The organism is Geomonas subterranea (assembly GCF_019063845.1).
Lineage (GTDB): Bacteria > Desulfobacterota > Desulfuromonadia > Geobacterales > Geobacteraceae > Geomonas > Geomonas subterranea.
In genome coordinates, this window is sequence record NZ_CP077683.1 from 1,886,255 (window position 1) to 1,909,459 (window position 23,205).

Here is a 23,205-nt window from a genome sequence, read left to right on the forward strand (position 1 = left end):
TCTGTGAAACGGCGACGCCTCTGAGAAAGCGGCGCCTGGCCCGGATAGTCTCAGAAGTTCCCGTGGTTGTTGTTTCAATCTTGTTGGGTCATTTAGCGTAAAAACCGAACAGCACCTGTTCAAAAGCCGTACAACATGAACCTCAGGACCTACCCTACCCTGCCCTGACACGTACTCGACGCCACCGCAACATACTGTAACTACTGGCTTATAATCTTAATGAGAGATAATGTCCTTAGGAGGAGATTTGGGCTTCGTTTATGCTACAGCGAGGGAAACCAATCTGATCCGGTAGCGGGAGGAGAAATTTATGAACATGTTCGGCGCACTGATGATGACCGTCACCATGACCATGACCGCTGTCATGTTGCCTCGCATCTACATGTCCTGGATCGTGGCTGAACGCTACTTCCTGGAGGGAGAGGTCGAGCAGTTGATGCAGCTCCTTGTGGAGCAGAACAACTGGGTGTGGCGGCAGTTCGGTTGCGGCGCGGTGGCTGTGGCCATGATCTGGATAGTGCGCAACTCCCAGCACGACCTGGCCATCCCGGCCTCCATGGAGGCGACGCTGGCCATCTACGCCGCCATCTCGCTTGGTTTCGCGGTACTGGAATCGCTCATCGCCCAGAGGGTGTCCGGCTTCCTGGCGCTGGTACCGGCCCGCGCCGAAACAGGTGAAGACTAGCGCTTTTTGAGGGGCTCGACCACGCGCCGCACCAGATTCGCCAGGTAGATGGAAACGAACATGATGAGGGCCACGTTGACGAAACGGGTCCAGATAGGATCGGCGGCGAGCCCCCGTCTGGTGATATTGTCGTAGATGTACCAGCCACTCAGGAGTGCTCCCACCACGGCGCCCGCGATAACGAAGGGGCGCCGCAGCTTTGATACCTGCTTTTGCTGCTTAGGCAACATCTCCTCCCCCGCTCAGTGATACTGGCGCTCGCCGAAGAGGGCGGAGCCTACCCGCACCAGGGTGGCACCTTCCTCGATGGCGGCCTCGAAATCGCCGGACATTCCCATGCTCAGTTCACGCATCTCCACTCCCGGGATGGCTGCCACCCTCACCTCGTCGGCCAACTCGCGCAGCTTCCGGAAATACGGGCGCGCTCCCTCGGGGTCATCGAAGAACGGAGGCATGGTCATCAGCCCCTTGATCTTGAGGTGAGGCAGTTGCGCCAGTTCGCGCACGAGTTCCAGGAGTTCCTCGCTGCTCGTCCCTCCCTTGGTCTGTTCGCGGGAGATGTTCACCTGGACGAGGATGTCGCACACCTTGCCCAACGCGCCCCACTGGCGGTCGATCTCGCGGGCGAGGCTCAGGCGGTCCACGGAGTGGACCAGGTCGACCTTGCCGGCGATCTGGCGCACCTTGTTGCTCTGCAGGCTGCCGATGAAATGCCAGCAAATGCCGGCCGGGAGTTCGGGCTGCTTCGCCACCAGTTCCTGGACGTAGTTCTCACCGAAGATAGTCTGGCCGCAGCCGAAGGCCTCGGCTATCGCGGCGGCGGGTTTGGTCTTGGAAACGGCGACGAGGCGCACCCCCTCCGGCTCGCGCCCGGCCCTGGCAGCGGCCTGCGCGATCCGCTCCCGGATCTCCCTGAGATGTTCGGCAATATTACTCATCGCGTCCCCCTCCCTCTACAGTGCTCCCAGTACCCTGAGCTTCTCGACCACCTCGCACAGCGGCAGCCCCACCACGTTGGTATAGGAGCCGTCGATCTTGCGCACCATGTGCGCGGCCCCCCCCTGGATGGCGTAGCCGCCGGCCTTGTCGAAGGGACAGCCGGTGGCGATATAGGCGTCGATCTCCTCGTCGCGCAGATGTTTGAAAAAGACCTTGGTGCGTACCGCCTCCACCAGTGCGCCGTCGCGTTCGCGGTCGTAGATGGCGAAACCGGTCACCACCTCGTGCGGCACGCCGGAGAGCTTTCTCAGCATACGCTGGGCGTCGGCGTGGTCTTTGGGCTTACCCATGATCTCGCCGTCGCAAAGGACGATGGTGTCGGCGCCGAGGAAGAAGCGCCCGTCGGTCCTTTCGGCGGCGGCCCTCGCCTTTCCTTCCGCAAGACGCAACACGTGGTCCACCGGATCTTCACCGGGAAGCTGATCCTCGCAGATGTCGGCGGGGAGGACGCGGAAACTGATCCCTGCGGATTCGAGGAGTTCGCTGCGCCTGGGGGAGGCGGAGGCTAGGACGATGGTGGTTGCTGACATGTTGGTATTCTCCTGACGTCCCCGCGCTGCGGGGGGACGGATTAAATTGCCGGCCGCAACCGGCGCGGGCATCCCCTGATCCCCTGATCCCCTGATCCCCTGATCCCCTGATCCCCTGATCCCCTGATCCCCTGATCCCCTGGTCCCCTGATCTCTGATCTCTGATCTCTGATCTCTGATCTCTGATCTCTGATCTCTGATCTCAGGTCTCTGGTCCCCTGATCCCCTCTCCCCCCGGGAGAGGGTGCCCGGAGGGCGGGTGAGGGCGTTGCCGTGATCAAGAAGGGTGCGCAGCAGCGGCACCCTCATCCCGCCCCTCTCCCGGGGGAGAGGGAGGATGACAGGCGGCGGTCGGGGCACGGGCGGCCGGGCAAATGTTTATTTGCCCCTACAACGCCGGCAGAAGCGGAATATCAGGACGACCAGCAGCGCGGCGGTGGCGCCGAGGGCCGTCTTGAAGTGACTGCCGGTGGCGATACCGTAGACGAGCGAGGCGACCCCCATGACGAAGACCAGGGCCTCCAGCGAAAGCAACCGCCCTACGACGCTTATCTCCTGCCGTTCCTTGTTCCCTGTCATGGTATCCTCCTCGATGCGCCTCCGGGGGGCGCGGCACCGGTGGTTATCCCGCAACTCCAGGCAGCCAGGCTTCCAGCGCCTCAAGCCCCCGCTGCGCCAGAAGGCCGCGTTTCTCCTTCTTCTTTATGCGCCCGGGCAGCGGCGGGAAGAGGCCGTAGTTGACGTTCATGGGCTGGAAGTGCGCCGCTTCCGTGTTGGTGATGTGGCGCGCCAGCGCGCCGATGGCGGTTTCGGCGGGAGGGACGGTCAGTTCCTCCCCCTTCGCCAGCCGCGCTGCGTTGACGCCAGCCACGAAGCCGCTCGAGGCGGACTCGACGTACCCTTCCACGCCGGTGATCTGCCCTGCGAAGAGGACCCGCGGGTCGCTCTTCAACTGGCAGGTGGCCAAGAGGAGCTGCGGCGCGTTGATGAAGGTGTTGCGGTGCATGGAGCCCAAGCGCAGGAACTGCGCCTGCTCCAGCCCGGGAATCATCCGGAAGATCCGCTTCTGCTCGGGCCAGGTCAGCTTGGTCTGAAAGCCGACCAGGTTGAACATGGTGGCCTCGCGGTTTTCCTGGCGCAGCTGGATCACCGCGTAAGGTTCCACCCCCACCCGGGGATCGGTGAGCCCCACCGGTTTCATCGGGCCAAAGCGCAGGGTCTCGATGCCACGGCTCGCCATCTCCTCGATGGGCATGCACCCCTCGAAGTGCACCACCTTCTCGAAGCTCTTCGGCTCCACCTTCTCGGCGGCGAGGAGTTCCTTCACGAAGTGGTGGTACTGCTCCTCGTTCATCGGGCAGTTGAGGTAATCGTCGCCGTCCCCCTTGCCGTAGCGGGAGGCGCGGAAGGCCTTGTCGTAGTCGATGGAGTCGGCGGCGACGATGGGAGCGATGGCGTCGTAGAAGTACAAGTAGCTGCCGGCCAGGCCGCCGATCTCTTCGGCCAGGGGGCCGCTGGTGAGTGGTCCGGAGGCGACCACGACGATCCCCTCCTCAGGGATACGGGTCAGTTCCTCGCGCACCACCTCGATGTCGGGATGCTCCTCGATCATCTTCGTGATGTAGGTGGAGAACAGTTCGCGGTCCACGGCCAGCGCGCCTCCGGCGGGGACCTTGGTGGCCTCCGCCCCCTCCATGAAGAGCGAACCCAGGCGGCGCAACTCCTCCTTCAAAAGCCCCACCGCGTTCTCCAGGGAATCGCCGCGCAGGGAGTTGGAGCAGACCAGTTCGGAAAGCCCCGGGAGGTGATGCGCCTCGGAGTACTTGCCCGGCTTCATCTCGTACAGGCGGACCTTCACGCCGCGTTTGGCCGCCTGCCAGGCCGCCTCGCATCCGGCCAGTCCGCCGCCTATTACCGTGATCTGCTCAGTCATTACTTCTCCTAATCTTTAAAACCAAAAGCTTTAACGCAAAGGCGCAAAGGCGCTGAGGAAAAACCCGCGAGGCAAACATAATTACCTAACACAAAGACGCGGAGACGCTAAGAAACCAGGAAAAACTTTCGAGGGAAACGCAACCGTGTTTCTCCTTGCGCCTTTGCGGCTTTGCGTGAGATGGGTTTGCGAGCCTGTCCCGCCAAAACTAAAGCGGGGTCCGAGGACCCCGCTCACTTCGTCTATCACTACCGCCCCGCCCTACTCCTTGTTGCTCTGGTAGTCGCACCCTTCCTTGGGACACTTCAGGAACTCGCCTTCGCGCTTGTAGACCTTCTTCACCAGAAGCGGGAAACCGCACTTGGGACAGGGCTTTTGCACGGGAAGATCCCACAGCGCGAACTTGCACTCGGGATAACGGTTGCAGGAGTAGAAGAGCTTGCCGAAGCGGGACTTCTTCTCGATCAGCTCCCCCTTGCCGCAGGCGGTGCAGGTGATGCCGGTCCCCTTGGGCTTCACCAGCGGCTGGATGTTCTTGCAGTTGGGGTACGCGGAGCAGGCGAGGTACTTGCCGAAGCGCCCTTCCTTGATCAGCATGTGGCTGCCGCACTTGTCGCAGACTTCCTCAGAAACCACAGGCTCAACCACCTCGCCGGTTTCCTTGTCCAGCGGACGGATGTAACGGCACTCGGGGTAGCCGGTGCAGGCGAAAAACTTGCCGAACTTGCCGAGCTTCACCACCAGCGGTTTGCCGCACTCGGGGCAGACCTCGTCGGTCGCCTCGGTGGTGAGGTCGGACTTGCTCACCTCCCCTTCCTTCAACTTCAAAAGGTTGATGAACGGTCCCCAGAACTCGTGCAAAAGCGGCCGCCACTGCTTCTCGCCGCGCGACACCATGTCGAGCTGCTCTTCCAGGTTGGCGGTGAAGTTGTAGTCGACGTACTGGTTGAAATGGTTGGTCAGGAGGTCCGAGACCACCATCCCCACGTCCTCGGGGAAGAAGCGCTTCTTGTCCAGGCGCGCGTACTTGCGCTCGATGATGGTGTTCATGATGGAGGCGTAGGTCGACGGGCGCCCGATGCCGTACTCCTCAAGGGTCTTCACCAGGGTCGCCTCGGTGTAGCGCGGCGGCGGCTGGGTGAAGTGCCGCTCGGGGAGCAGCTGCTGCAGCTTCAGGATGTCCCCTTCGGCCAGCGGCGGGAGTGTTCCTTCCTTCTCCTTGTCCTCGACCTCGTCGTCGACCCCCTCGATGTAGAGCTTCATGAAACCTGCGAAGCGGATCACGGTGCCGGCGACGCGGAAGCGGTAACCCTCACCGGCGGTGATCTCGACGGAGGTCTGGTCCAGGAGCGCCTCGGCCATCTGGCAGGCGACGGTCCTCTTCCAGATCAGATCGTAGAGCTTGAACTGGTCCGAGGTGAGGAACTTCTTCACCTCGACGGGGGTCTTGGAGATGTAGGTCGGGCGGACCGCCTCGTGGGCCTCCTGCGCGTTCTTGGACTTGTTCTTGAAGAAACGGGGCTTCTCCAGGGCGTACTCCTTGCCGTAGAGCGAGGTGATCAGCTGCTTCGCATCCTCGAGGGCCACGTTGGAGAGCGCGACGGAGTCGGTACGCATGTAGGTGATGAGACCGACCGCACCCTCGCCGACGTCGATACCCTCGTAGAGCTTCTGCGCTGTCGACATGGTCTTCTTGGCCGAGAAGCCGAGCTTCCTGGCCGCCTCCTGCTGCAGGGTGGAGGTGGTGAACGGCGGCGACGGCGAGCGCTTTCTCTCGCTCTTGGTCACCTTGTCGACGCGGTACTCCGGGCTCGCAGGCGTCCCCACCACGAGCGGCTCCGCACCATCTTCCCCATCCTGCTTCGGGAACGCGCCGGTGCCGCCGAGTTTCTCGTAGAGCCGGAACGCCGCCCCGCGGTCAGGGATGTCGAACTTGCCGAGCTTCTTCCCTTCCGCCTCGACCAGCGCGGCGGTGAGCCCCTGCTTCTTGGCCGTCTCCAGCTTCGCGCCGATGGTCCAGTACTCCTGTTCCTTGAAGGCCTGGATCTCCTTCTCGCGCTCGCAGATGAGCCTCAGCGCGACCGACTGCACGCGGCCGGCGGAAAGACCGTAGCGGATCTTCTTCCATAGAAACGGCGAGAGGGTGAAGCCGACCAGGTAGTCCAGGATGGAGCGCGCCTGCTGCGCGTCCACCAGGTGGCCGGAGATGTCACGCGGGTTTTGCACCGCGTGCACGATGGCGTCCTTGGTGATCTCGTGGAACACCACGCGCTTTATGTCGAAGGAGATTTTCTTCTTGCCATCGAGACCGAGCGCCGCCAGGAGGTGCCAGGATATGGCCTCCCCCTCGCGGTCGGGGTCTGTCGCGAGAAGCAGCGAGGTGATCCCCTTCATCTCTTTCTTGATGGCGTCGATGTGCTTCTTGCTCTCGGGGAGCACCGCGTACTTGGGCTCGAAGTCGTGCTCCACGTCCACCGATCCCTGTTTGCTGGGGAGCGCGCGCACGTGGCCGAACGAGGCCAGCACCTTGTAATCGGGGCCGAGAAATTTTTCTATGGTCTTCGCCTTGGCGGGAGACTCGACTATGACGAGATTATGAGACATTTGTCCACCTGGTTACGGTATTGGTCAGACGACCACAAAGCGCTTGCCGGGAAGCTGGGTGATGATCCCCTTCATTTCCAAGCGCAGTAAAGTAGCGGAAACCTCGCTGGCTGTCAACGCGCTCTGCACGATGATGTCATCGATCTGCAGCACGCCCTGGCACAAAAGCGCGTAGAGCTCGGCCTCCTGCGGGGTGAGCGGGAAGGAGCGGGGCTGTTCCAGGGGGTGCGTGGCGAGGGGCTCGATGGCGAGTTCCTCAAGGATGTCCTCGACCCGCTCCACCAGCTTGGCCCCCTGCTTGATGAGCCCGTTGACGCCGCGGCTGCCGGACGTGGTGACGTTGCCCGGGACGGCGAACACCTCACGCCCCTGCTCCAGCGCATACTGCGCCGTGATCAGGGAACCGCTCCCCTCACCCGCCTCGACCACGACCACCCCGAGGGCCAGGGCGCTGATGATGCGGTTGCGCCGGGGGAAGTTCTCGGGGAGGGGAGAGGTTCCCATCGGGAACTCGCTGATGAGCGCCCCCCCCTCGCACAGGGTGCGGTACAGGGTGTCGTTTTCGGGGGGGTAGATCACGTCGACGCCGCAGCCAAGGACCGCGACGCTACGCCCCTCCGCCTTGAGGCAGCCCCAGTGGCTGGCCGTGTCGATGCCGCGGGCCATGCCCGAAATCACGGTGACCCCCTGCCCCGCCAGTTCCTTCGCGAGACGGGTCGCGGTGCAAAGGCCATACTGGGAGGCATGCCGGGAACCGACCATGGCGACCGCGGTCTCGCTCCCCTCGAGCGCCCCCATGAGGTAGAAGAAGGGGGGTGGATCAGCTATCTGCATCAACAGGCGCGGATAGCGATGCGAGAGGATGTCGACCACCTGCACGCCGCTTGAGTGGACCCGCTCGCATTCCGCTTCGGCCCAGGCGCGAAAATCGTGTTCCGCGATGGAACGGGCGGCCGCGGCGCTCACCCCCTTGACGGAGGAAAGCTCGGAGACCGAGGCCTTGAGGACCTGCTCCGGGGAGCCGAAGTGCGACAATAGCCTCAGGAAGGTGACGTTCCCCACCTGCGGCACCGACTTAAGCGCGAACCAGTAGTAGTGATCCATGGGGTCACCCCCTTTGGCGTCACCTGCTCTTTTTCATCTCCACGCGGTCGCCGCGGTAGACGGTATCGACGCTCTTCACGATCACCGCGGTCGAGCTGTTCATGCCGGTGGCAACCACCACCAGCGCGCCGACCACCTCCACCGGGAGCTTCTCGATCTTGGCGTTGGCGTAGCGCTGATCGGGTACCACGTCGCGCACGATGTAGAGCATGTTGCCGGGCTGCACCCCCTGGGATTTGCCCAGGTCGAGGAAGACGACGTCGCTCACAGCGAGGGCCTGGTTGCCGGTCTGGGTCTGCACGATGTAGCCGGTCAGGTCGCGGTCGGCGGATTTGAGCGTGATGGTCAGCTTGCGCTCCTGGTAGGGGAGCAGGAAGGAGCCGGCGCTGATCTCCTGGAAGCTCTTGGTGACGATGGCCTTGGACGCCTTCTCCTCGAGTTCGGAGAGCTGCAGTTCGCCCAGCGGCATTACCTGCTGCCCCAGGATCACGTTGGTCACCGGGTGGCTCACCGGACCGATCTTCTTGTATATCTGGTAGCGGTCGCCCGGGTTCCCCCCCTGGATGCGCCCGATATCGGTGTAGACGATGTCGTCGGTACCGGCCATCTCGCGGTTCTGGTGCAGGGAGATCACGGTGCCGGAGGGCTTCAAGCCGTTCTCGATCAGGAACCCTTCGCTGCCGTTCACCGTGAAGGTCACCGGCTGAGCCTCCTCACGAAGTTCCTGGGGAATGGGCGCCTGGGGCTGCGGGGCGGAACCCGGCGCCGGCTCGATCTCGATCCGGTCGGAATAGATGCGCACCTTCTGCCCTGGATAGATGAAATGGGGATTGCCGACGGCCTGATTGTTGGCCCAGACGTTGGGCCAGTAGTAGGGGTCCTTCAGGAAGCGCTGCGACAGCCCCCACAGGGTGTCGCCGGGGACGATGGTGTAGATGGTCGGTTGTTCCTGTGCCGCGGCGAACGGCGCGGCGGCCGTCAGGCCCAGGAAGAGCAGTGCCAGACAGAGGTGTTTTTTCATAGGCTCCTTTAGGGGCACGGTCGCCCCACCCTCCTCCTCGCTCCGTACCGGCGGCGAGGCATGCAAAGTGATACAGCGCTCATGACATCGGTAACCAGATCAACGGCCAACCATTCATTAGTTTTCGGGACCCATTCTGAAGAGGAAGCCGGAAAAGCGCGCCGCATAAGCCACTGAAACCGCGAACTTAGATGCCCCGTCTTTTCGGCTTGCCTTCGTTGGTACCGACAAAAATTTAACATAATTAAAGCCTTTTGCCCATCAATGTCAAGGGGAAAGCGCCTTTGGGGGGTTCCCTTGTCCGGCCGGTCTGTGCTAGGTTACCCGGTGCCGGGTGTGCCGCTACAGCGCAATCGCCACCGGCGGCAACGGGCCGACAAGGAGCACGGGTGACAGGTAACGGGAACGAGCTGGAGAATTCGGGGATGGGTGAAACGGACGGGGAGCGGGTGGTGCGCCCGCGGGTGAAACCGGAGCTGCTGGCGCCCGCCGGCAACATGGAGAAGTTGAAGGTGGCGATCCGCTACGGCGCGGACGCCGTCTACCTCGGAGGGAAGGCGTTCGGGCTTAGAAACCTCGCCGGCAACTTCACCCGGATCGAGCTCGACGAGGCGGTGGCGTACGCGCACCGGCACGGCGTGAAGGTGTATCTTACGGTGAACGCCTTCGCCGACAACGAGGACCTCCCGGTCCTGGAGCGCTACCTGGCCGAGGTGGCCGGCATACCCTTCGACGCCTTCATCGCCGCCGATCCCGGTGTGGTGGCGCTTATCGCCGAGCGCTATCCGGAGCGCGACATCCACCTCTCCACCCAGGCCAACACCACCAACTGGCGTTCCGCCCGCTTCTGGCAGGCCCAGGGGGTGAAGAGGGTCAACCTGGCCCGCGAGATGTCCCTGGACGCGATCCGGGAAACCGCGCAGCGCTGCGACATGGAGCTCGAGGTATTCATCCACGGCGCCATGTGCATCTCCTACTCCGGGCGCTGCCTCCTCTCCTCGGCCATGACCGGCCGCGACGCCAACAAGGGGGAGTGCACCCAGCCCTGCCGCTGGAACTACTCCATCGTCGAGGAAACCCGCCCCGGCGAATACTTCCCGATCCACGAGGACGAAAGCGGCACCTTCATCTTCAACTCCAAGGACCTCTGCCTCATCGAGCAGCTCCCGGCGCTGGTGGAATGCGGCGTCGATTCGCTGAAGATCGAGGGGCGCATGAAGGGGATCTACTACGCGGCGAGCGTGATCCGGATCTACCGCGAGGCGCTGGACCGCTACTGGGAGGATCCGCTTGGGTACCGGCTCAAGCCGGAATGGCTCGAGGAGCTGGCCAAGGTGAGCCACCGCGGCTACACCACCGGGTTCCTGCTCGGCAAGCCGCGCGACGTGGACCACGAGTACCTCTCCACCTACGTGCGCAACTTCGAGTTCGTGGCGCTGGTGGAAAAGGGAGTGCCCGGCGGCGCCCAGGTGATGGTGCGCAACCGGCTCCAGGCGGGGGACGTGCTCGAGCTGATCGGCCAGGGGGCCCAGTTCACCCGCTTCACCCTCTCCGCGATGACCGACCTCGACGGCGTCCCCCTCACCGTGGCCCACCCCAACCAGCAGGTGATCCTGGCGGGGGTCGAGGGTGCGGGCCAGTTCGACCTCATCAGGCGGGAGAAGCTGGGGTAGCCCCCGCCGTCACCACCCGGTTCTTGCCGCTGTTCTTGGCGCGGTACAAAAGCTGGTCCGCGCACTCGAGGAGCGCCTGGGGATCGACGCCGTCCTCCGGGAAGGAGGCGACCCCGACGCTCACGGTGACCTTCCCCAGGGGCTGGGTCTCCCTCCCCGCGAACGGGTGCTCCGCCACCCGCACCCGCATCTCCTCGGCCGCCTTCACCGCCCCCTCCTTCGCCGTCTCCGGCAGCAGGAGCACGAACTCCTCCCCCCCGTAGCGCGCGGCGACGTCGCAGGCTCTGGAATGGGACATCACGATCCGGGCCAGCCCCTTCAGGAGCCGGTCCCCCTCGGGGTGGCCGTGGGTGTCGTTGTACTGCTTGAAGTTGTCGACGTCGAAGAAGATCAGGCTGCAGCGCTTGTCGAAGCGTTTGGAGCGGGCCACCTCCTGGGCGAACGCCTCCTGGAAGTAGCGGTGGTTGAACAGCGAGGTGAGACCGTCGCGAACCGCCATCTCCTTGAGCGCCAGGTTCGCCTCCTGCAGCTCCTGGTTGGCCCGCGTCAGCTGTTCCAGCAATTCCCGGTTCTGCGCCACCAGGCGCGCCTTCTCCGCTGCCCGCCCCGCCACCGCCGAGATCAGGTCGAGGCTCTCGAACGGCTTCACCAGGTAATCGTAGGCGCCGGCCCGCAGCGCCGTGAGGGCGCTGTCCAGCGAAGCGTGGCTGGTCATGATCACCACCTGGGTGTCGGGGTTGTGGCTCTTGATCTCGCTCAAAAGCTCTATGCCGCTCATGCCGCTCATCCTGATGTCCGTGATCACCAGCTGGTGCGAGCCGGCCCTGAACGCCTCCAGGGCCTCCTCCCCGCTGGCCGCCTCGGAGACGGTGAACCCGTCGGCGGTAAGCACCTGCGACACCACGCTTCTCAAGGTCTCCTCGTCATCCACGACTAAAAGCTCCATGTCCGTCCTCCTCTATCCCGCGTTCGCCGCGGCAGGTGGGGGAAGGGTGATGATGAAGGTGGTCCCCACCCCCTCCTCGCTCTCCAGGCGGATATCGCCGCCATGGTCCTTCACGATGCCGTAACTCACCGACAGCCCAAGCCCGGTCCCCTGCCCCGCGGGTTTCGTGGTGAAGAACGGGTCGAAGATCTTCGCCTGGATCTCCCTGGGGATCCCGGGACCGTTGTCGGAAACCCGCAGTTCCACTGCCCCCTCTTCCAGCCGGCGCGCCGACAGCCGCACCAGCCCCGCCGTCCCCCCCATCGCCTGCTGGGCGTTGATCATCAGGTTCATGAGCACCTGCTGCAACTGGTTCGCGTTGCCGCGGCAGGCGGGGAGACCGGGCTCCACCTCCCGCTCCACCTTGACGCTGTTGATCCCCAGCTGGTGGTCCACTATGGCGAGCGCGTCGGCCACCACCTGGGCCACGTCCACGTCGCCGAATTCCACCTGCTCCTGCCGGGCGAACTTCAGGAGGTTCTCGATGATGGTCTTGCAGCGCTTGGTCTCCTTCTCGATGATGTGCAGGTTCTTCTCCAGCGGGTTGCCGCTCTCGACGCCGCGCAGCGAGAGCTGCGTGATGCCGAGGATACCGGCCAGCGGGTTCTTCACCTCGTGGGCGATGCCGGCGCCGAGGGCGCCGAAGGCGGCCATCTTCTCGGACTGCACCAGCTGCCCGTAGAGGTCCTTCAGCGCCTGTTCGCGCTGTTTGAGCTCCTGCGCCATGCGGTTGAACGATCCCGCCAGGGCGCCGATCTCGTCGCCGGAGACCGCCGGCACCTCGATCTCGAAGCGCCCCTGCCCGACCATCCTGGTGGCCTCGGACAGTTTCTCGATGGGGCGGGTGAGCCGGCGCGACCAGAACTGGCTCAAAAGGGCCGCGCCCCCGAGGAGGACCAGGGTGAGGATCAGGAGGTCGGCCAGAAGGGCCCGGGAGGTGAGAAACGCGGCGCTCTTGGGAATCTGCACCCCTACGGTCATCCCCGCGATTTCGGTGCGGGAGAACCCTCCCACCATGGGGCGCTCGCCGAGCGGGTACTCGAGGGTCAGGCCGCTCAGCCGGGGGGTGCCGCGCACCTTGCCCCACCACGAACTGCGCACCGGCTCGCCGATTTTGCGCCGGTCGGCGTGGGCCAGGTACCGGCCGGAGGCATCGACCAGGAAGGTGTCGAAGACACGGGAACGGCTGGCGAGCCGCTGCAGCCGGTCCAGGCGGATGACGCCGGAGGCCACCACCGGTTCCTCCCCTTTGGCGGCGGGCCCGGTTATGGTAAGGGTCAGGGTGGGAAGCCCGGGGGCTACCGTGGAGAGTTCGAGGCGGGGTCCCGCTCCGGAGGGCTCAGGTGGGATGGGGTGGTGCTCCCGGTAGGAAAGGAGCTGTTCCGGCGTCACCCCGGCGCCCGCCAGCGCCTCCTGGTCGTAGACGTTCTGCTCTCCGTCGGCGCCGGTGCGGCTCACCATGACGAATTCGCCGAACTCCTCGAAAAGCCCCTGCAGCGCCTGCTCGCGCCCGGCCATCTCCTGGTCCCCCATCAGCCGGGAAAAGAGCCTCAGCTTCTCGGTGTACCCCGCCACCAGCGTGTTCGCCTCCTCCGCGGTGTGCAGCACCATGGTCGAGGTGAGGTCGTGGATGTAGGCGGTCTTGTCGGCCTGGAACAGGTTCGCCATGGTGAAGGTGATCAGGCTCAGCACCACCGAGACCACCAGGAGCTGGGAGAGCAGCATCTTGAACCTGAGCGGGAACTTCAATCTGCTTTGCATGTATGGCCTCCCTATTCTTTGCCGTACACCACCCGCGACGCGTAGCTGGCGTTCCCCGCCTGGTCGACCGCCTCGACCCTGATCAGGTTGACCCCCGACCGGAGTTCGATCTCGTGGCTGAAGCTGCCGTCTTCCGCCATGGCGGCCGCGTCCCCGTTCACGTAGACGGACGAGCCGGGCTGGCACCTCCCCGCGAGGCGGTACCCCCCGATCCCGACCGATGGTGGCGGGAAATCGACCTCGAGCCGCGGCGGGTTCAGCTGCTGCAACAGCCGGCAGTGCCCGGTCCGGCTGAAGGGGCCTTCCCTGCCCTCCTCGACCCGGCTCACCCGCCAGTAGTAGTCGCCGGCTTCGAGGGTCCCCGCGTCGAACCCGGTCCCGTTCACCTTGCTGTCCAGCACCACCTTCCGGAAGCGGGGCTCGGCGGAGAGCTGGAAGTGGTACGCCCCCTCCGCGCCGGTCCAGTCGAAACGGACCCTCGGGGGAAGCAGGCGGAAACGGTAGAGCAGGTTATCGTTCTTGAGCCGTGGGGCAGCGGGAAGCGGGAGCGCCGGCCCCACCGGCACACCGCGCCTGAGCGTCACCCCGAAACGGGCCGGGACCCTGACCACCCTGTCCTCCCCCCGCACCTGCACCTCGCCTGCGTGCACGGTGAGGCTGGAGGCGTTTTCCCCGAGGGGGGTGAAGGTGAAGCGCGAACCCCCTGGCACCACACGGGCCAGGTGTCCTGCGGTGGCCACCTCCAGGCGCACCCTCTTCGCGGAGGAGAAGCTGCCGCGCAGTTCCCCCTCCACGTGCACCCGGTACGACCTCGGTCCCCCCTCCAGCGTCTCGTTCAGGCGGGTCACCACCACCATGGAGTTGCTCCCCATGGCGAGACGGTCGCCCGGCGCGAAGGAGATGGTGGCGCCGGAGCGGTCGAAGGTCTGCACCGCGTCACGGTTGTACAGGATCATCCCCTCGCTCGCGTCCCCCCAGGCCACGGAATCGCCGCGCCGGCAGCGGACGTCCCGCACCAGGGACTGCAGGGCCGCCTCGGGACGCTTGGCGCCGGCGCGCGACAGCGGCGACGCTGCACCGGACTCGGAGACCATCTCCTTGATCGGGGTCCCGGAGGGAAAGACCGTGAACAGGAACAGGATGAAGAGCCAGAAGAGCGCGAGGACCAGGAGCAGTGCAGCCCCGGTCTCGGCTGCAACCCCGGCGAACTTTTTCAAGCGCTCCCCGCCGGTCACGGCTTCACCTCCCCGGGCGACACCAGCAGCTTCTCGGAACGCAGACGCAGGTTCATGAGCTTGGAGCAGCCGGCGCCGTTTCTGACCACCATCCCCAGCACCCGGTCGCCACTCCCCATCGGGAACTCGACCGCGAAGGAGCCAAGCGAGGTGAGCGGCAGCTCGCGGCCGTCGAGTTCCAGCCGCTCCCCTTCGCCCGCGGAGCCGGCGACCCGGCATAGGACGCCGCCGTCCGCAGAGACGCTGACGCCGGCGGCGGAGCCTCCGTAGCGGACCAGGACCGAGCCCCCCGGCTGCGCCACGGTCAAGGCCGGCAGCGGCAGCTCGGTGGCGAGGAACCTACCCCGTGAATCCCCCATCTCCACCTTGAGCCGGCCGGTGTCGCCGGGGAGGGAGGTCTCGTAGCGCCCCACCGCGTCCACCGGGACGTCGCGCCCGTTGACCACCACGAAGGGACGGGTGCGGTACCTGTCGTCCGGGTCGGTCGGCCGCAGTTTCTGGTAATCCCCCTTCAGCTCGACCCGTCGGTTCAGGCGCCGGCCGGGGGTGGTGACGTTGTCCGCCACGGGCCTCGACTTGCCGTACCAGCGCCGCAAAAGGCGCGCCGGTGCGATCCCCTCAGACCGCACCAGGTAATCCGCCGCCGCGTCGCAGCGCCTCCTGGAGAGGGCCATGTTGTACTCCGCGCCGCCGATGCCGTCGGTGTGCCCCTCGACGATCACCTTCTCGCCGGGATGCTCGCGCAGCACCCGGGCCGCCCCGCTCAGAAGGCGCTTCGCCTCCGTGGTGAGGACGGACTTGTCAAAGACGAAGGCGCCGCCGGCCAGGGTGAGGAGGACCGCCTCGCTGCGGTTGACGCCGAAGAGCTCGCGGCCGGTCCGGAAGACGGAACCGTCCAGGTAGGTCACCTGGAGCTGGCACTGGTAGATCTCCCCCTGCTCCACCCTGCTCCGGTCGGTCTTCCCCTCCCAGTCGATCCGCCCGGGGGGAGCGCCCTTGCCCCCATTCTCCGGATCTCCTCTCCGGAGCGGTTCAGGAAGACGAGGCTCCAGGCACGGACCTGGTCCGGCTCCTCCACGCTCGCCAGTAGCCGCAGCGGCGTCGCGAACCTCCCCCCCTTGAGATCCAGTGATGCCATCCATTCCCGGGAAAGGGTGACCGCGGTGGAGGGGAGCCGCGCCGCCTCCCCGTTCACCAGCAGCGTGAAGAGCTCGGCGCTCCCCGAAAGAAGCAGCGGCTCGTCGATCCGCTCCATGGTCACCAGCACGGCCGGGACCGGCTCCGGGTCAGGCCCCGGCTCGGGCGGGACCGCCGCCACCGGCGCCGGAGGGGGGGGAAAGGGGAGCACCCTCGCGCCGGCCGATTCGAACATATCCTCGTCGAACTTCACCTTGATGCCGAAGAAGGGGCCTTGTCTCTGGTGGCTCTCCCCGGTCAGGTCGCGGTCGTCGAGCCGCGCGTAGTTGTACCCCGCCGAGAGCACCACGTTGCGGTAGACCCGGTAACCCGCGCTTCCCACAGCGCCCAGGGCATGTACCCCGGCGTCGTACTGGTTCAAAAGCTTCAGGTACGCGGAGAGTTCCCAGCGCTCCGCGAGATCGTAGGAGAGGCCGGCGAGGACCAGGTCGGTGTAGGTGTTCCAGCGCCCCCCGGTCCCCTCCGACCAGGTGAGCTTCCCGGCGTATTTCCCCTGCGCGGTCCACCGGCTCACCAGGCGGTAGGTCGGCTCGGCCGACACGATCACGCTCCGGTTGTCCGGGGTTCCCGGCACCGTTTCCCGCTTCTCCCCCTTGTAACGCACCAGGGTGAGGAGCTGGAGCGGGTCCCCCGCCAGCGGGCGGAAGGCGCCCCCGAGGTAGCTGTCCAGGGTGAGGTCGCTGCCGGTACCGGCGTCGCGGTCCCAAAGGGAAACCTTCCCCAGAAGGGTGAAGGAGGGGGTCAGGCGGTAGGCGGCGTGGGCGCCGTAGAGCGAGGCTGTTTCGCCGGGAGCGGTCCTGATCTCGTACCGGCCGGTCAGCTTCAGGTCCTTCGCGCGCAGGTATTCCCCCGCCAGGGTGAAGGCGGTGCGGGTGCCGGCGTCCCCCCGCACCGTCTGCACCCGCTCGAAGCTCGAATTCACGAAGAGCCCCTGCGCCACGCGGTAGCGGCTGTTGAGCCCAAGGACCGCCTGTCCGCGTTCGCCGGAGAGGGAGTTTTCCAGCTGATACCCGGTGCGCGAGGCGAGGTTGAACCCCTCCTGCTCCACGAGTTTGCTGTGCAGGTCGATGTTGCTCTGCTCGGTGCTGCCGGCGACGCCGCTGGAGAGCGTATAGCCGGTGGTGAGCCGCATCCGGTCGCTGAGCCTGCTCTCCAGGCCGAAGAGGGTGGCGTGCCGGATGAGGGGGGAACCCTCCTGGTACTCCTCGGTGAGAAAGGCCCTGGTACTCCTGTTCAGGCGGTAGTCGAGCTTCAAAAAGGTCTTGGACTGGTATTCCGCGATGGTGGAGGAGGAAAGGAGCTGCTCGCGCCGCAGCGTCGCGTCGAGCCTCGGGGTGAGGCTCCCCTTGACCGCACCGTAGACCAGGCCGGCGTCGCCGCTTTTTCCCTCCTTCTCCTCGCGCAGAAGTTTCACCCCCGCATCCGCGTCCAGCAGGGAGAACCTCCGCGTCATCCCCAACTGGTTCCCCAGGAGCCTGCGCCCCACGCTCTCCTCGCGCTGCACGAAGCTCTCGGCGAAGATGCGGGTGCTCCCCCCGTCCCGGTAATCGAGCCGGCCGCCGAACTTCTCGGTGCCGGTCTCGTTGCCGCTCATCGACGGGTTGAAGAAGTCCGCGTCCACCCGGCGGTAGTACGCCGCGAGGGAAAGGGGCCCGGCCGGGTGCAGGGCGAGGTCGGTCTTCCAGGCGCTTCCCCTCCCGTTCACCAGGCTCTCGCTGACCGCCCCCTCCCCCTTCAGGGTGAGCCATTGCCCGATGCGCCAACCGGCATCGAGGCCGTACAGGGAGGTCTCCCTGACGGCGTGCTCCTCGATCACCGCGGTCCCCCCCAGGTACCCCTGGTCGCCGCGGAACTGGGCGCGCCCGCCGTAGACGTAGCGTTTTTCCCCGCCTCCCTGGGCCTGGTAGGTGACGACGATGGTGACCGGGTTCAGGAACTGGTCCAGCGAAGCAACCGGCTCCTTGAAGAGGATCGTCCCGGCGAGGTAATCGATGGAGTAATCCGCGTAGCGGACCTTTTCGGTGACGGAGAGGACGCGCTCGGAGTGGTAGCGGTCACGCACCTCGATGCGGACCCGCTCGCTGTTCTCGAAGAGCGGCCTGCGGGACAACAGGTAATGGCCTGAGGTGCCGTTGCCTGCGATCTCGTCCCGGGTGATGGTCTCCTCGGTGCGGCTTTCGAACCCCTTCACGGTGAGGTGGTCCCGGTTCACCTCCAGCTTCGCCCCGTTGAGGGCGCGGTCGTAGCGCGAGAATTCGTTCTCGGAGAGGACGGTGCGGTAGTCTCCCTCCATGAGATAGGAACGGCCGGACTCGACCTTCATGTAGAGTTTCCCCCTGGACTGGGCGTCGTACCCGATGTCGGTGGCGTCGCCATACACCGGGTAGTACTTCTCGGGGTCGAGGGTCTGGAACACCCCATCCCGGCGCTCCTTGTCGGAGTCGTATGCGGCGGTGAAGCGGTAGTCGCCCGACAGGGGGCCGCGGGTGTAGAAGGCGAGCCGTTCGTCGTGGAATATCCCCGCGTCGCCTCCCGTCTTGGCACCCACGGTGGCGCTCCCCAGGCCGACCAGGAGCCATTCGGCGGGGGGGGCGGGGCTCAGGGGGCCGGAAGCGGCCGGCACCAGTGGGATCTCCGGTGCGAACGGCGACGGGGGAGGCACTCCGGCGGCAGCGGCGGCGGGGGTGAGGGGGGCTCCGGTGCCGGCATCATGGCGAAGTCGGCCCGCGCGGGACCGCCGAAGGGGACGGTGACGAACTGCGACCACCCCACTCCCGCGAAGGAGGTGTTGTACGGCAGCGGGCGGAGTGCCGGGTCGAGCGTTTCCCGGTCTATCTTCAGAACGTGATTGCCCGAGGCGACGCCGGTGAAACTGTACTGTCCCTCGGCGTCGGAGAGGACGAAGGAGCCATCCTCCAGGTATATCCTCACCCCGGGCTCCCCCGCCTCGCCCGGGTCCGGGATGCCGTTGCCGTTCCGGTCCCGGAAGATCCTCCCCATGATCACCGCCTTGTCACCGAGGATGGAGGGGCGCACCTTCACTGCGGCGCTGGCGGGCGGGGATACGCTGCCACTTCCCGTCCCGGTGATCCCGGAGGCCCGGGCCCAGTTGACGCTGGTGCCGGCGGGGACTCCTGCCAGGAGAACCAGCCGGTAGGAAAGAAGCTTCACGGCAGCCGGCGCCATACTCCCGAGGTCCCAGCCGAGATGCCGCGATGAGCCTGCCGGGTCCGCGACGGCAGAGCCGTCCACGCGGCTCGAACCCTTTATGTACCGGAACCCGGCGGGGATCTGGTCCTCCACGGTGACGTGCTCCAAAGGCGCCGCCCCCACGTTCTCCACCCGCACGGTGTAGGCCACGATGTCACCCGCCTCGGCGACGGTGCTCCCCGCCTTCTTGGTGACCAGCAGGGAGCGCGCCAGCACCGTGTTGAAGGTGCTGTTGCTGAGCGTCGGTGCGCTGCTCAGGCTTGTGGTGACGCCGGCGGTGTTCACGATGGGGGCGTTGCCGGGGGCGTCCCTGCGCACCGCGGCGCGAAAGGTGATCTCGCCGCTGAAACCGGCCGGGAGCGACGGGATGTCGAAGCGCACGGCGCGGCTGCCGGCGTCGTAGCTCACCGTCCCAGCCAGTCCCTCCGGGAGCAGGGCGCTCCCGGGCTGGTACTCGAGGAGTTCGTCCAGCGGGTCCAAAAGCAGCACCCCTGAAACAGCGGAGGCCCCGCCGTTACTGAGCGCGAGGCGGTAGGAGAGGACGGCTCCCGGGAGCACCGCGCCCGCGGGGGAGACCCCTTCAGCACGGTGACGCTGCCGGGAACGGGAACCTGCAACTGGTCGCTGACGCTGCTGCTGCGCGCCGGGAACAGCACCGAGGTCGCCGACAGGACGATCCCCGTCACCCTCCCCTCGCTCCCCGCCGCCGGAACCGCCCGGAGCACGAGGTTGACCGAGGCGCCCGCCGCCACCGGCCCCACCACCTGGACCCCCTCGGGATTGGCCGGTACCGGCGTCACCCCGTCCCCTTGGTAGAAGCGCAGGAGGGGCGCGGGAGCGCTCTCCGTCACCCCCTGCAGCGGTACCACCTTCAGCTGGAAGCTGTCGGGGAAGTTTCCCCTGTTGGTGAGGACGTGCTGGAAGTCGACCGGCACCCCCGCCTGCGCCGTAGCGCTACGGGGCGGGACCAGCTCCGGGTCCGCCAGGTCCCGCACGGTGATCTGGGTCTGGTTGGAATGGACCTGACGCGGTGAAGGGGTGGCGAACCGCGCGGAGAAGCCGTGGCTGATCACGGTCCCGGACGGGGTGAGTGCGCATACGGCAGCCGGGAGCACCATCAAAAGCGCGATGCCGAGAAGGCATGCCCGGACCAGTTCCCCTCCCATCTTGCGCCATCCCGGGACTGTCATCAGTTTCCCCGATCATTTCATTATTGGACCTGCGCCTTGAAGTACAGATAGATGGTCCTGCCCGGTGCGAGGATGCCGCCGGCGGCAGAGGTTGCTCCCTCGCCGAGTTGCGCGATGACTCCCCCCTCCCCGATCCTCGCCTGGCCGCATTGCGCCGCCGCACAGGGAGCCCCCTCGCCGGTCGGGGCAAGGGAGAGCAGCAGCGAATCGGGTGCGACGACCAGGCCGGGAGGGATGGGGCTGTCGATGCTGACGGAGGTGGCCGGGGCGGAGCCGCCGTTGGTCACCGCCATCCGGTACTGGAGCAGGTCGCCGGGCACGGCATCCGCGCTCGCGGCGAAGATCCCCCCCCTGGTGAGGTTGCGCACCCCCTCGCTCAGGAGGACCACGGCGGACAGCAGGGTCGTGTTCACCTGGTCGGTCCCGCTCGCCCCGGTGCCGGACGCCGCGACCGTGGATTCGCCGCGCGCCCCGTCGCTCCCTGTTTCCGGGACGGTGACGGCGAGGAAGAACCGGTAGGAGGCTCCCGGTGCCAGGGAGCCGGTTCCCGCGGATCCGTTGATCTCGCCGGCCTGGCGTACCCCGTCGCCGGCGATCCCCCCCCCGGCGCCGTCATCGGCGAAGAGCTCCCCGCGCCAGCCGCTTCCCATGGTGACCGAGAGGGAGAAGGCGTTGTCACCGTTACCGACGTTGGTTACCGTGTACGGGTAGTTCACCACGGTACCGGGGGAGCCGGTGCCGTCGGGAGGTGCCGAGACGATGACCGCGGCGGTCTCGACGCAGGCGACGGTTTCGGTCTTCACCTGGTCCACGGCCAGCGGGTCTCCGATGGAGACGGCGGTCACCGCGACGCGGTGGCTCGCCCCCGGGGTGAACGAAACCGGGCTCACCCGGACCAGCAGGGAGAGCGATTCTCCCAGCGCGAGCGACGCGCTCAGATACCCCCCCCCGGAGAGGTCGGCGGTACGGTCCACGCCCCCCGCGTCGAGATAGCCGACCGTGACGGCGGCCCCGCTCCCCGGGCCCGTCAGCAGGAAGCGGTCCGGCTGGTCCCCGGCGTTCTTCACCTGCACCCGGAACTGGGCGGCAAGTCCGGGATAGGCGGGTTGCGATCGCGACTGGACGCTGGCGGTGCCCTCGTAGATCCCCTCCCCCAGGTAGGCGGCATCCGTTTCGCTGGCGAGGCGGACCATGAGGTCGGGCCGGCTGGCGGCGAAGGCCCCTTTTCCCATGAAGAGCAGGAAAAACAAAACGCAGCAAAGCTGCGCAAGCTGTTGGATCAGGGGGTTGTACGTATCAGGAAATTTATTAGAAGTGACTAATCTCATGTCTTAGAAAAATATCAGACGGCGGCGCATAGGCAACCAGCGGAAAGAAAATTTGTCTTTTGCACATTCAAATGGTATGAACGAAATCCGGGCCGGAGTGGCCCGAGGGAGGGATGATGGAAACCGCCAACCGCTACTACCAGCTGGCCAACCGCGACATCGTGTACATGAAGTACATCCTGGAGGCCCACGAGGGGCTCACCACCATGAGCACCATCGACGGCAAGCGGGGGATCGTGCGGGTCAACTACCCGGTCTGCTTCGGGGCCGAGGTCGACTCGCTGATGCGGGCGCTGGGGGAGGAGATACAGGTCACCGAGGTGACCGAGGCAGGTGAGCCGTGCTCGAAAGCGTAGACGCGGCGGCGATCCTCAGGCGCGCCCTCGCTGCCGGTGGCGAGTTCGCCGACATCTACTACGAGGATGGCGCCTACACCTCGGTTGCGTGCGAGGACGGCAAGGTGGAGCGGGTGCTGTCGGCGGCGGACCGCGGCATCGGTATCAGGGTCATCTCCGGGTTCTCGACCGCTTACGCCTACACCAACCAGCTGAGCCAGGAGTCCCTTTTGCAGCTCGCCGACACGGTGAGCCGCGGGGTGCGCGGCGGCGTCCCCCACCCCGATTTCAACCTCTGCGCCCGCAAGTCCGCCCCCGGCTATCCCGCGGCCATCCCCCCGGACCAGGTGGAACTGGCGCGCAAGGTCGACCTGGTCGGCCGGGCCGACCGCGCCGCGCGCGGCTTCGATCCCCGCGTCAGGCAGGTGCTGGCGGTGTACCGCGATGCCCGCGTGAAGACCCAGAGCGTGAACTCCCTGGGTGAGTTCCACGAGGAGAGTTCCTGCTCCACGGTGTTCATCGTCCAGGTCGTGGCCCGGGACGGCGCGGTGACCCAGACCGGGTACGAGCCGCTGGGCGCGGCACGCGGCTTCGAGCTCTTCGACGGGCTCCCCCCTGAGGAGCTGGCGCTCAAGGCGGCGGCGCGGGGGGTGATGATGCTCGGGGCGCGCAAATCGCCGTCGGGGCAGTTCCCGGTGGTGCTCTCCAGCGAAGCGGGGGGAACCATGGTGCATGAGGCGATCGGCCACGGGCTCGAGGCGGATCTGGTGCAGGCGGGGAGTTCGGTGTACCGGGGGAGGATCGGGGAGCGGGTCGCCTCGGAGCTGATCACCGTCGTGGACGACGCCACCATCCCCCATGCCCGCGGCTGCTTCGGCTTCGACAGCGAGGGGACGGCGGCGCAGAGGACGGTGCTGGTGGAGAACGGCGTTCTCAAGGGGTACCTGTACGACCGGCTCTCGGCGATGAAGGACGGCTGCGCCTCCACCGGAAACGGACGGCGCGAGTCCTACCGCAACCGCCCCATCGTTCGCATGACCAACACCCTGATCGCGCCGGGGCAGAGCGATCCGGCGGAGATCGTGAAGAGCGTCTCCAACGGCCTCTTCGTCAAGCGCATGGGGGGCGGCCAGGTGAACACGGTGACCGGGGACTTCGTGTTCGAGGTTTCCGAGGGATACCTGATCGAAAACGGCGTGGTGAGCGAGCCGGTGCGGGGAGCAACCCTGGCGGGAAACGGCCCCGAGGTACTGCGGCAGATCTCCATGGTGGGGAACGACCTTGGTTTCGGCATCGGCACCTGCGGCAAGGACGGCCAGGGGGTGCCGGTATCGGACGCGCAGCCCACGCTCCTCATCCCGGCCATCACCGTCGGCGGCGCGCGCTAAAAAAACTGGTTGAACCGATCTGTCGCC

Annotated in this window: 20 protein-coding genes; 4 read left to right on the plus strand and 16 right to left on the minus strand. The window is 66.2% G+C overall.

The window, feature by feature from the left end; all coding sequences use genetic code 11:
- Positions 1-310 precede the first annotated feature (310 nt).
- Complete coding sequence (locus tag KP001_RS08175) at positions 311-685, plus strand: hypothetical protein (protein ID WP_217289038.1); 375 nt, start codon at positions 311-313, stop codon at positions 683-685.
- Here the strand turns inward: KP001_RS08175 and KP001_RS08180 are convergent.
- From KP001_RS08180 to KP001_RS08215, 8 genes are all read right to left on the minus strand, one after another.
- Positions 682-912, minus strand: coding sequence for a hypothetical protein (locus KP001_RS08180; RefSeq protein WP_239027933.1), 231 nt, complete (start codon positions 910-912; stop codon positions 682-684). The two genes, KP001_RS08175 and KP001_RS08180, sit on opposite strands and share 4 nt — an antisense overlap.
- A gap of 15 nt (positions 913-927) precedes the next feature.
- Entirely contained in the window at positions 928-1,623 is a 696-nt protein-coding gene (locus KP001_RS08185; RefSeq protein WP_217289040.1) for a YggS family pyridoxal phosphate-dependent enzyme, read from the minus strand.
- A 15-nt stretch (positions 1,624-1,638) separates the two neighbouring features.
- The gene (locus tag KP001_RS08190) at positions 1,639-2,214 is read right to left on the minus strand and encodes a Maf family nucleotide pyrophosphatase (protein WP_217289041.1); all 576 of its coding nucleotides are present in this window, start codon (positions 2,212-2,214) and stop codon (positions 1,639-1,641) included.
- A 378-nt stretch (positions 2,215-2,592) separates the two neighbouring features.
- A complete protein-coding gene (locus KP001_RS08195) occupies positions 2,593-2,793 on the minus strand; it encodes a hypothetical protein (protein ID WP_217289042.1) in 201 nt (66 codons plus the stop codon).
- A 43-nt stretch (positions 2,794-2,836) separates the two neighbouring features.
- The gene (gene trmFO / locus KP001_RS08200; protein WP_217289043.1) at positions 2,837-4,147 is read right to left on the minus strand and encodes a methylenetetrahydrofolate--tRNA-(uracil(54)-C(5))-methyltransferase (FADH(2)-oxidizing) TrmFO; all 1,311 of its coding nucleotides are present in this window, start codon (positions 4,145-4,147) and stop codon (positions 2,837-2,839) included.
- Positions 4,148-4,408: 261 nt separating this feature from the next.
- Positions 4,409-6,751, minus strand: coding sequence for a type I DNA topoisomerase (gene topA, locus KP001_RS08205; protein WP_217289044.1), 2,343 nt, complete (start codon positions 6,749-6,751; stop codon positions 4,409-4,411).
- A gap of 24 nt (positions 6,752-6,775) precedes the next feature.
- Positions 6,776-7,855: a DNA-processing protein DprA gene (dprA, locus tag KP001_RS08210; RefSeq protein ID WP_217289045.1), complete on the minus strand. Its 1,080-nt coding sequence runs from the start codon at positions 7,853-7,855 to the stop codon at positions 6,776-6,778.
- A 19-nt stretch (positions 7,856-7,874) separates the two neighbouring features.
- Positions 7,875-8,876, minus strand: coding sequence for a LysM peptidoglycan-binding domain-containing protein (locus KP001_RS08215; protein WP_217289046.1), 1,002 nt, complete (start codon positions 8,874-8,876; stop codon positions 7,875-7,877).
- Between the two features lie 425 nt (positions 8,877-9,301).
- Here KP001_RS08215 and KP001_RS08220 point away from each other — a divergent pair, with 425 nt between their 5' ends.
- A complete protein-coding gene (locus tag KP001_RS08220) occupies positions 9,302-10,549 on the plus strand; it encodes a peptidase U32 family protein (RefSeq protein ID WP_217289578.1) in 1,248 nt (415 codons plus the stop codon).
- On the opposite strand, the gene KP001_RS08225 is transcribed toward KP001_RS08220, so the two are convergent.
- The 8 genes from KP001_RS08225 to KP001_RS08245 are packed head-to-tail and all read right to left on the minus strand — an operon-like array spanning position 10,527 to position 21,377.
- Positions 10,527-11,495, minus strand: a complete 969-nt coding sequence (locus KP001_RS08225; protein ID WP_217289047.1) for a GGDEF domain-containing response regulator — start codon at positions 11,493-11,495, stop codon at positions 10,527-10,529. The genes KP001_RS08220 and KP001_RS08225 overlap by 23 nt on opposite strands.
- 12 nt (positions 11,496-11,507) lie before the next feature.
- Positions 11,508-13,295, minus strand: a complete 1,788-nt coding sequence (locus KP001_RS08230; protein ID WP_217289048.1) for an ATP-binding protein — start codon at positions 13,293-13,295, stop codon at positions 11,508-11,510.
- 11 nt (positions 13,296-13,306) lie between these two features.
- The gene (locus KP001_RS08235; RefSeq protein WP_217289049.1) at positions 13,307-14,530 is read right to left on the minus strand and encodes a FecR family protein; all 1,224 of its coding nucleotides are present in this window, start codon (positions 14,528-14,530) and stop codon (positions 13,307-13,309) included.
- Complete coding sequence (locus KP001_RS21955) at positions 14,527-15,474, minus strand: OmpA family protein (RefSeq protein ID WP_239027934.1); 948 nt, start codon at positions 15,472-15,474, stop codon at positions 14,527-14,529. Before KP001_RS21955 ends, KP001_RS08235 begins: the two co-directional genes overlap by 4 nt.
- Positions 15,435-18,350, minus strand: coding sequence for a hypothetical protein (locus tag KP001_RS21960; RefSeq protein ID WP_239027935.1), 2,916 nt, complete (start codon positions 18,348-18,350; stop codon positions 15,435-15,437). The genes KP001_RS21955 and KP001_RS21960 overlap by 40 nt, the downstream gene beginning before the upstream one ends.
- Positions 18,326-19,417: an SdrD B-like domain-containing protein gene (locus KP001_RS21965; protein ID WP_437178169.1), complete on the minus strand. Its 1,092-nt coding sequence runs from the start codon at positions 19,415-19,417 to the stop codon at positions 18,326-18,328. The genes KP001_RS21960 and KP001_RS21965 overlap by 25 nt, the downstream gene beginning before the upstream one ends.
- Positions 19,342-20,127: a hypothetical protein gene (locus KP001_RS22435; protein WP_437178170.1), complete on the minus strand. Its 786-nt coding sequence runs from the start codon at positions 20,125-20,127 to the stop codon at positions 19,342-19,344. The genes KP001_RS21965 and KP001_RS22435 overlap by 76 nt, the downstream gene beginning before the upstream one ends.
- 20 nt (positions 20,128-20,147) lie before the next feature.
- Entirely contained in the window at positions 20,148-21,377 is a 1,230-nt protein-coding gene (locus tag KP001_RS08245) for a COG1470 family protein (RefSeq protein WP_239027937.1), read from the minus strand.
- A 194-nt stretch (positions 21,378-21,571) separates the two neighbouring features.
- Here KP001_RS08245 and KP001_RS08250 point away from each other — a divergent pair, with 194 nt between their 5' ends.
- Both KP001_RS08250 and KP001_RS08255 read left to right on the plus strand, forming a co-directional pair.
- Positions 21,572-21,811: a DUF4911 domain-containing protein gene (locus tag KP001_RS08250; protein ID WP_217289051.1), complete on the plus strand. Its 240-nt coding sequence runs from the start codon at positions 21,572-21,574 to the stop codon at positions 21,809-21,811.
- Positions 21,796-23,178, plus strand: a complete 1,383-nt coding sequence (locus tag KP001_RS08255) for a TldD/PmbA family protein (protein ID WP_217289052.1) — start codon at positions 21,796-21,798, stop codon at positions 23,176-23,178. The genes KP001_RS08250 and KP001_RS08255 overlap by 16 nt, the downstream gene beginning before the upstream one ends.
- Positions 23,179-23,205 lie beyond the last annotated feature (27 nt).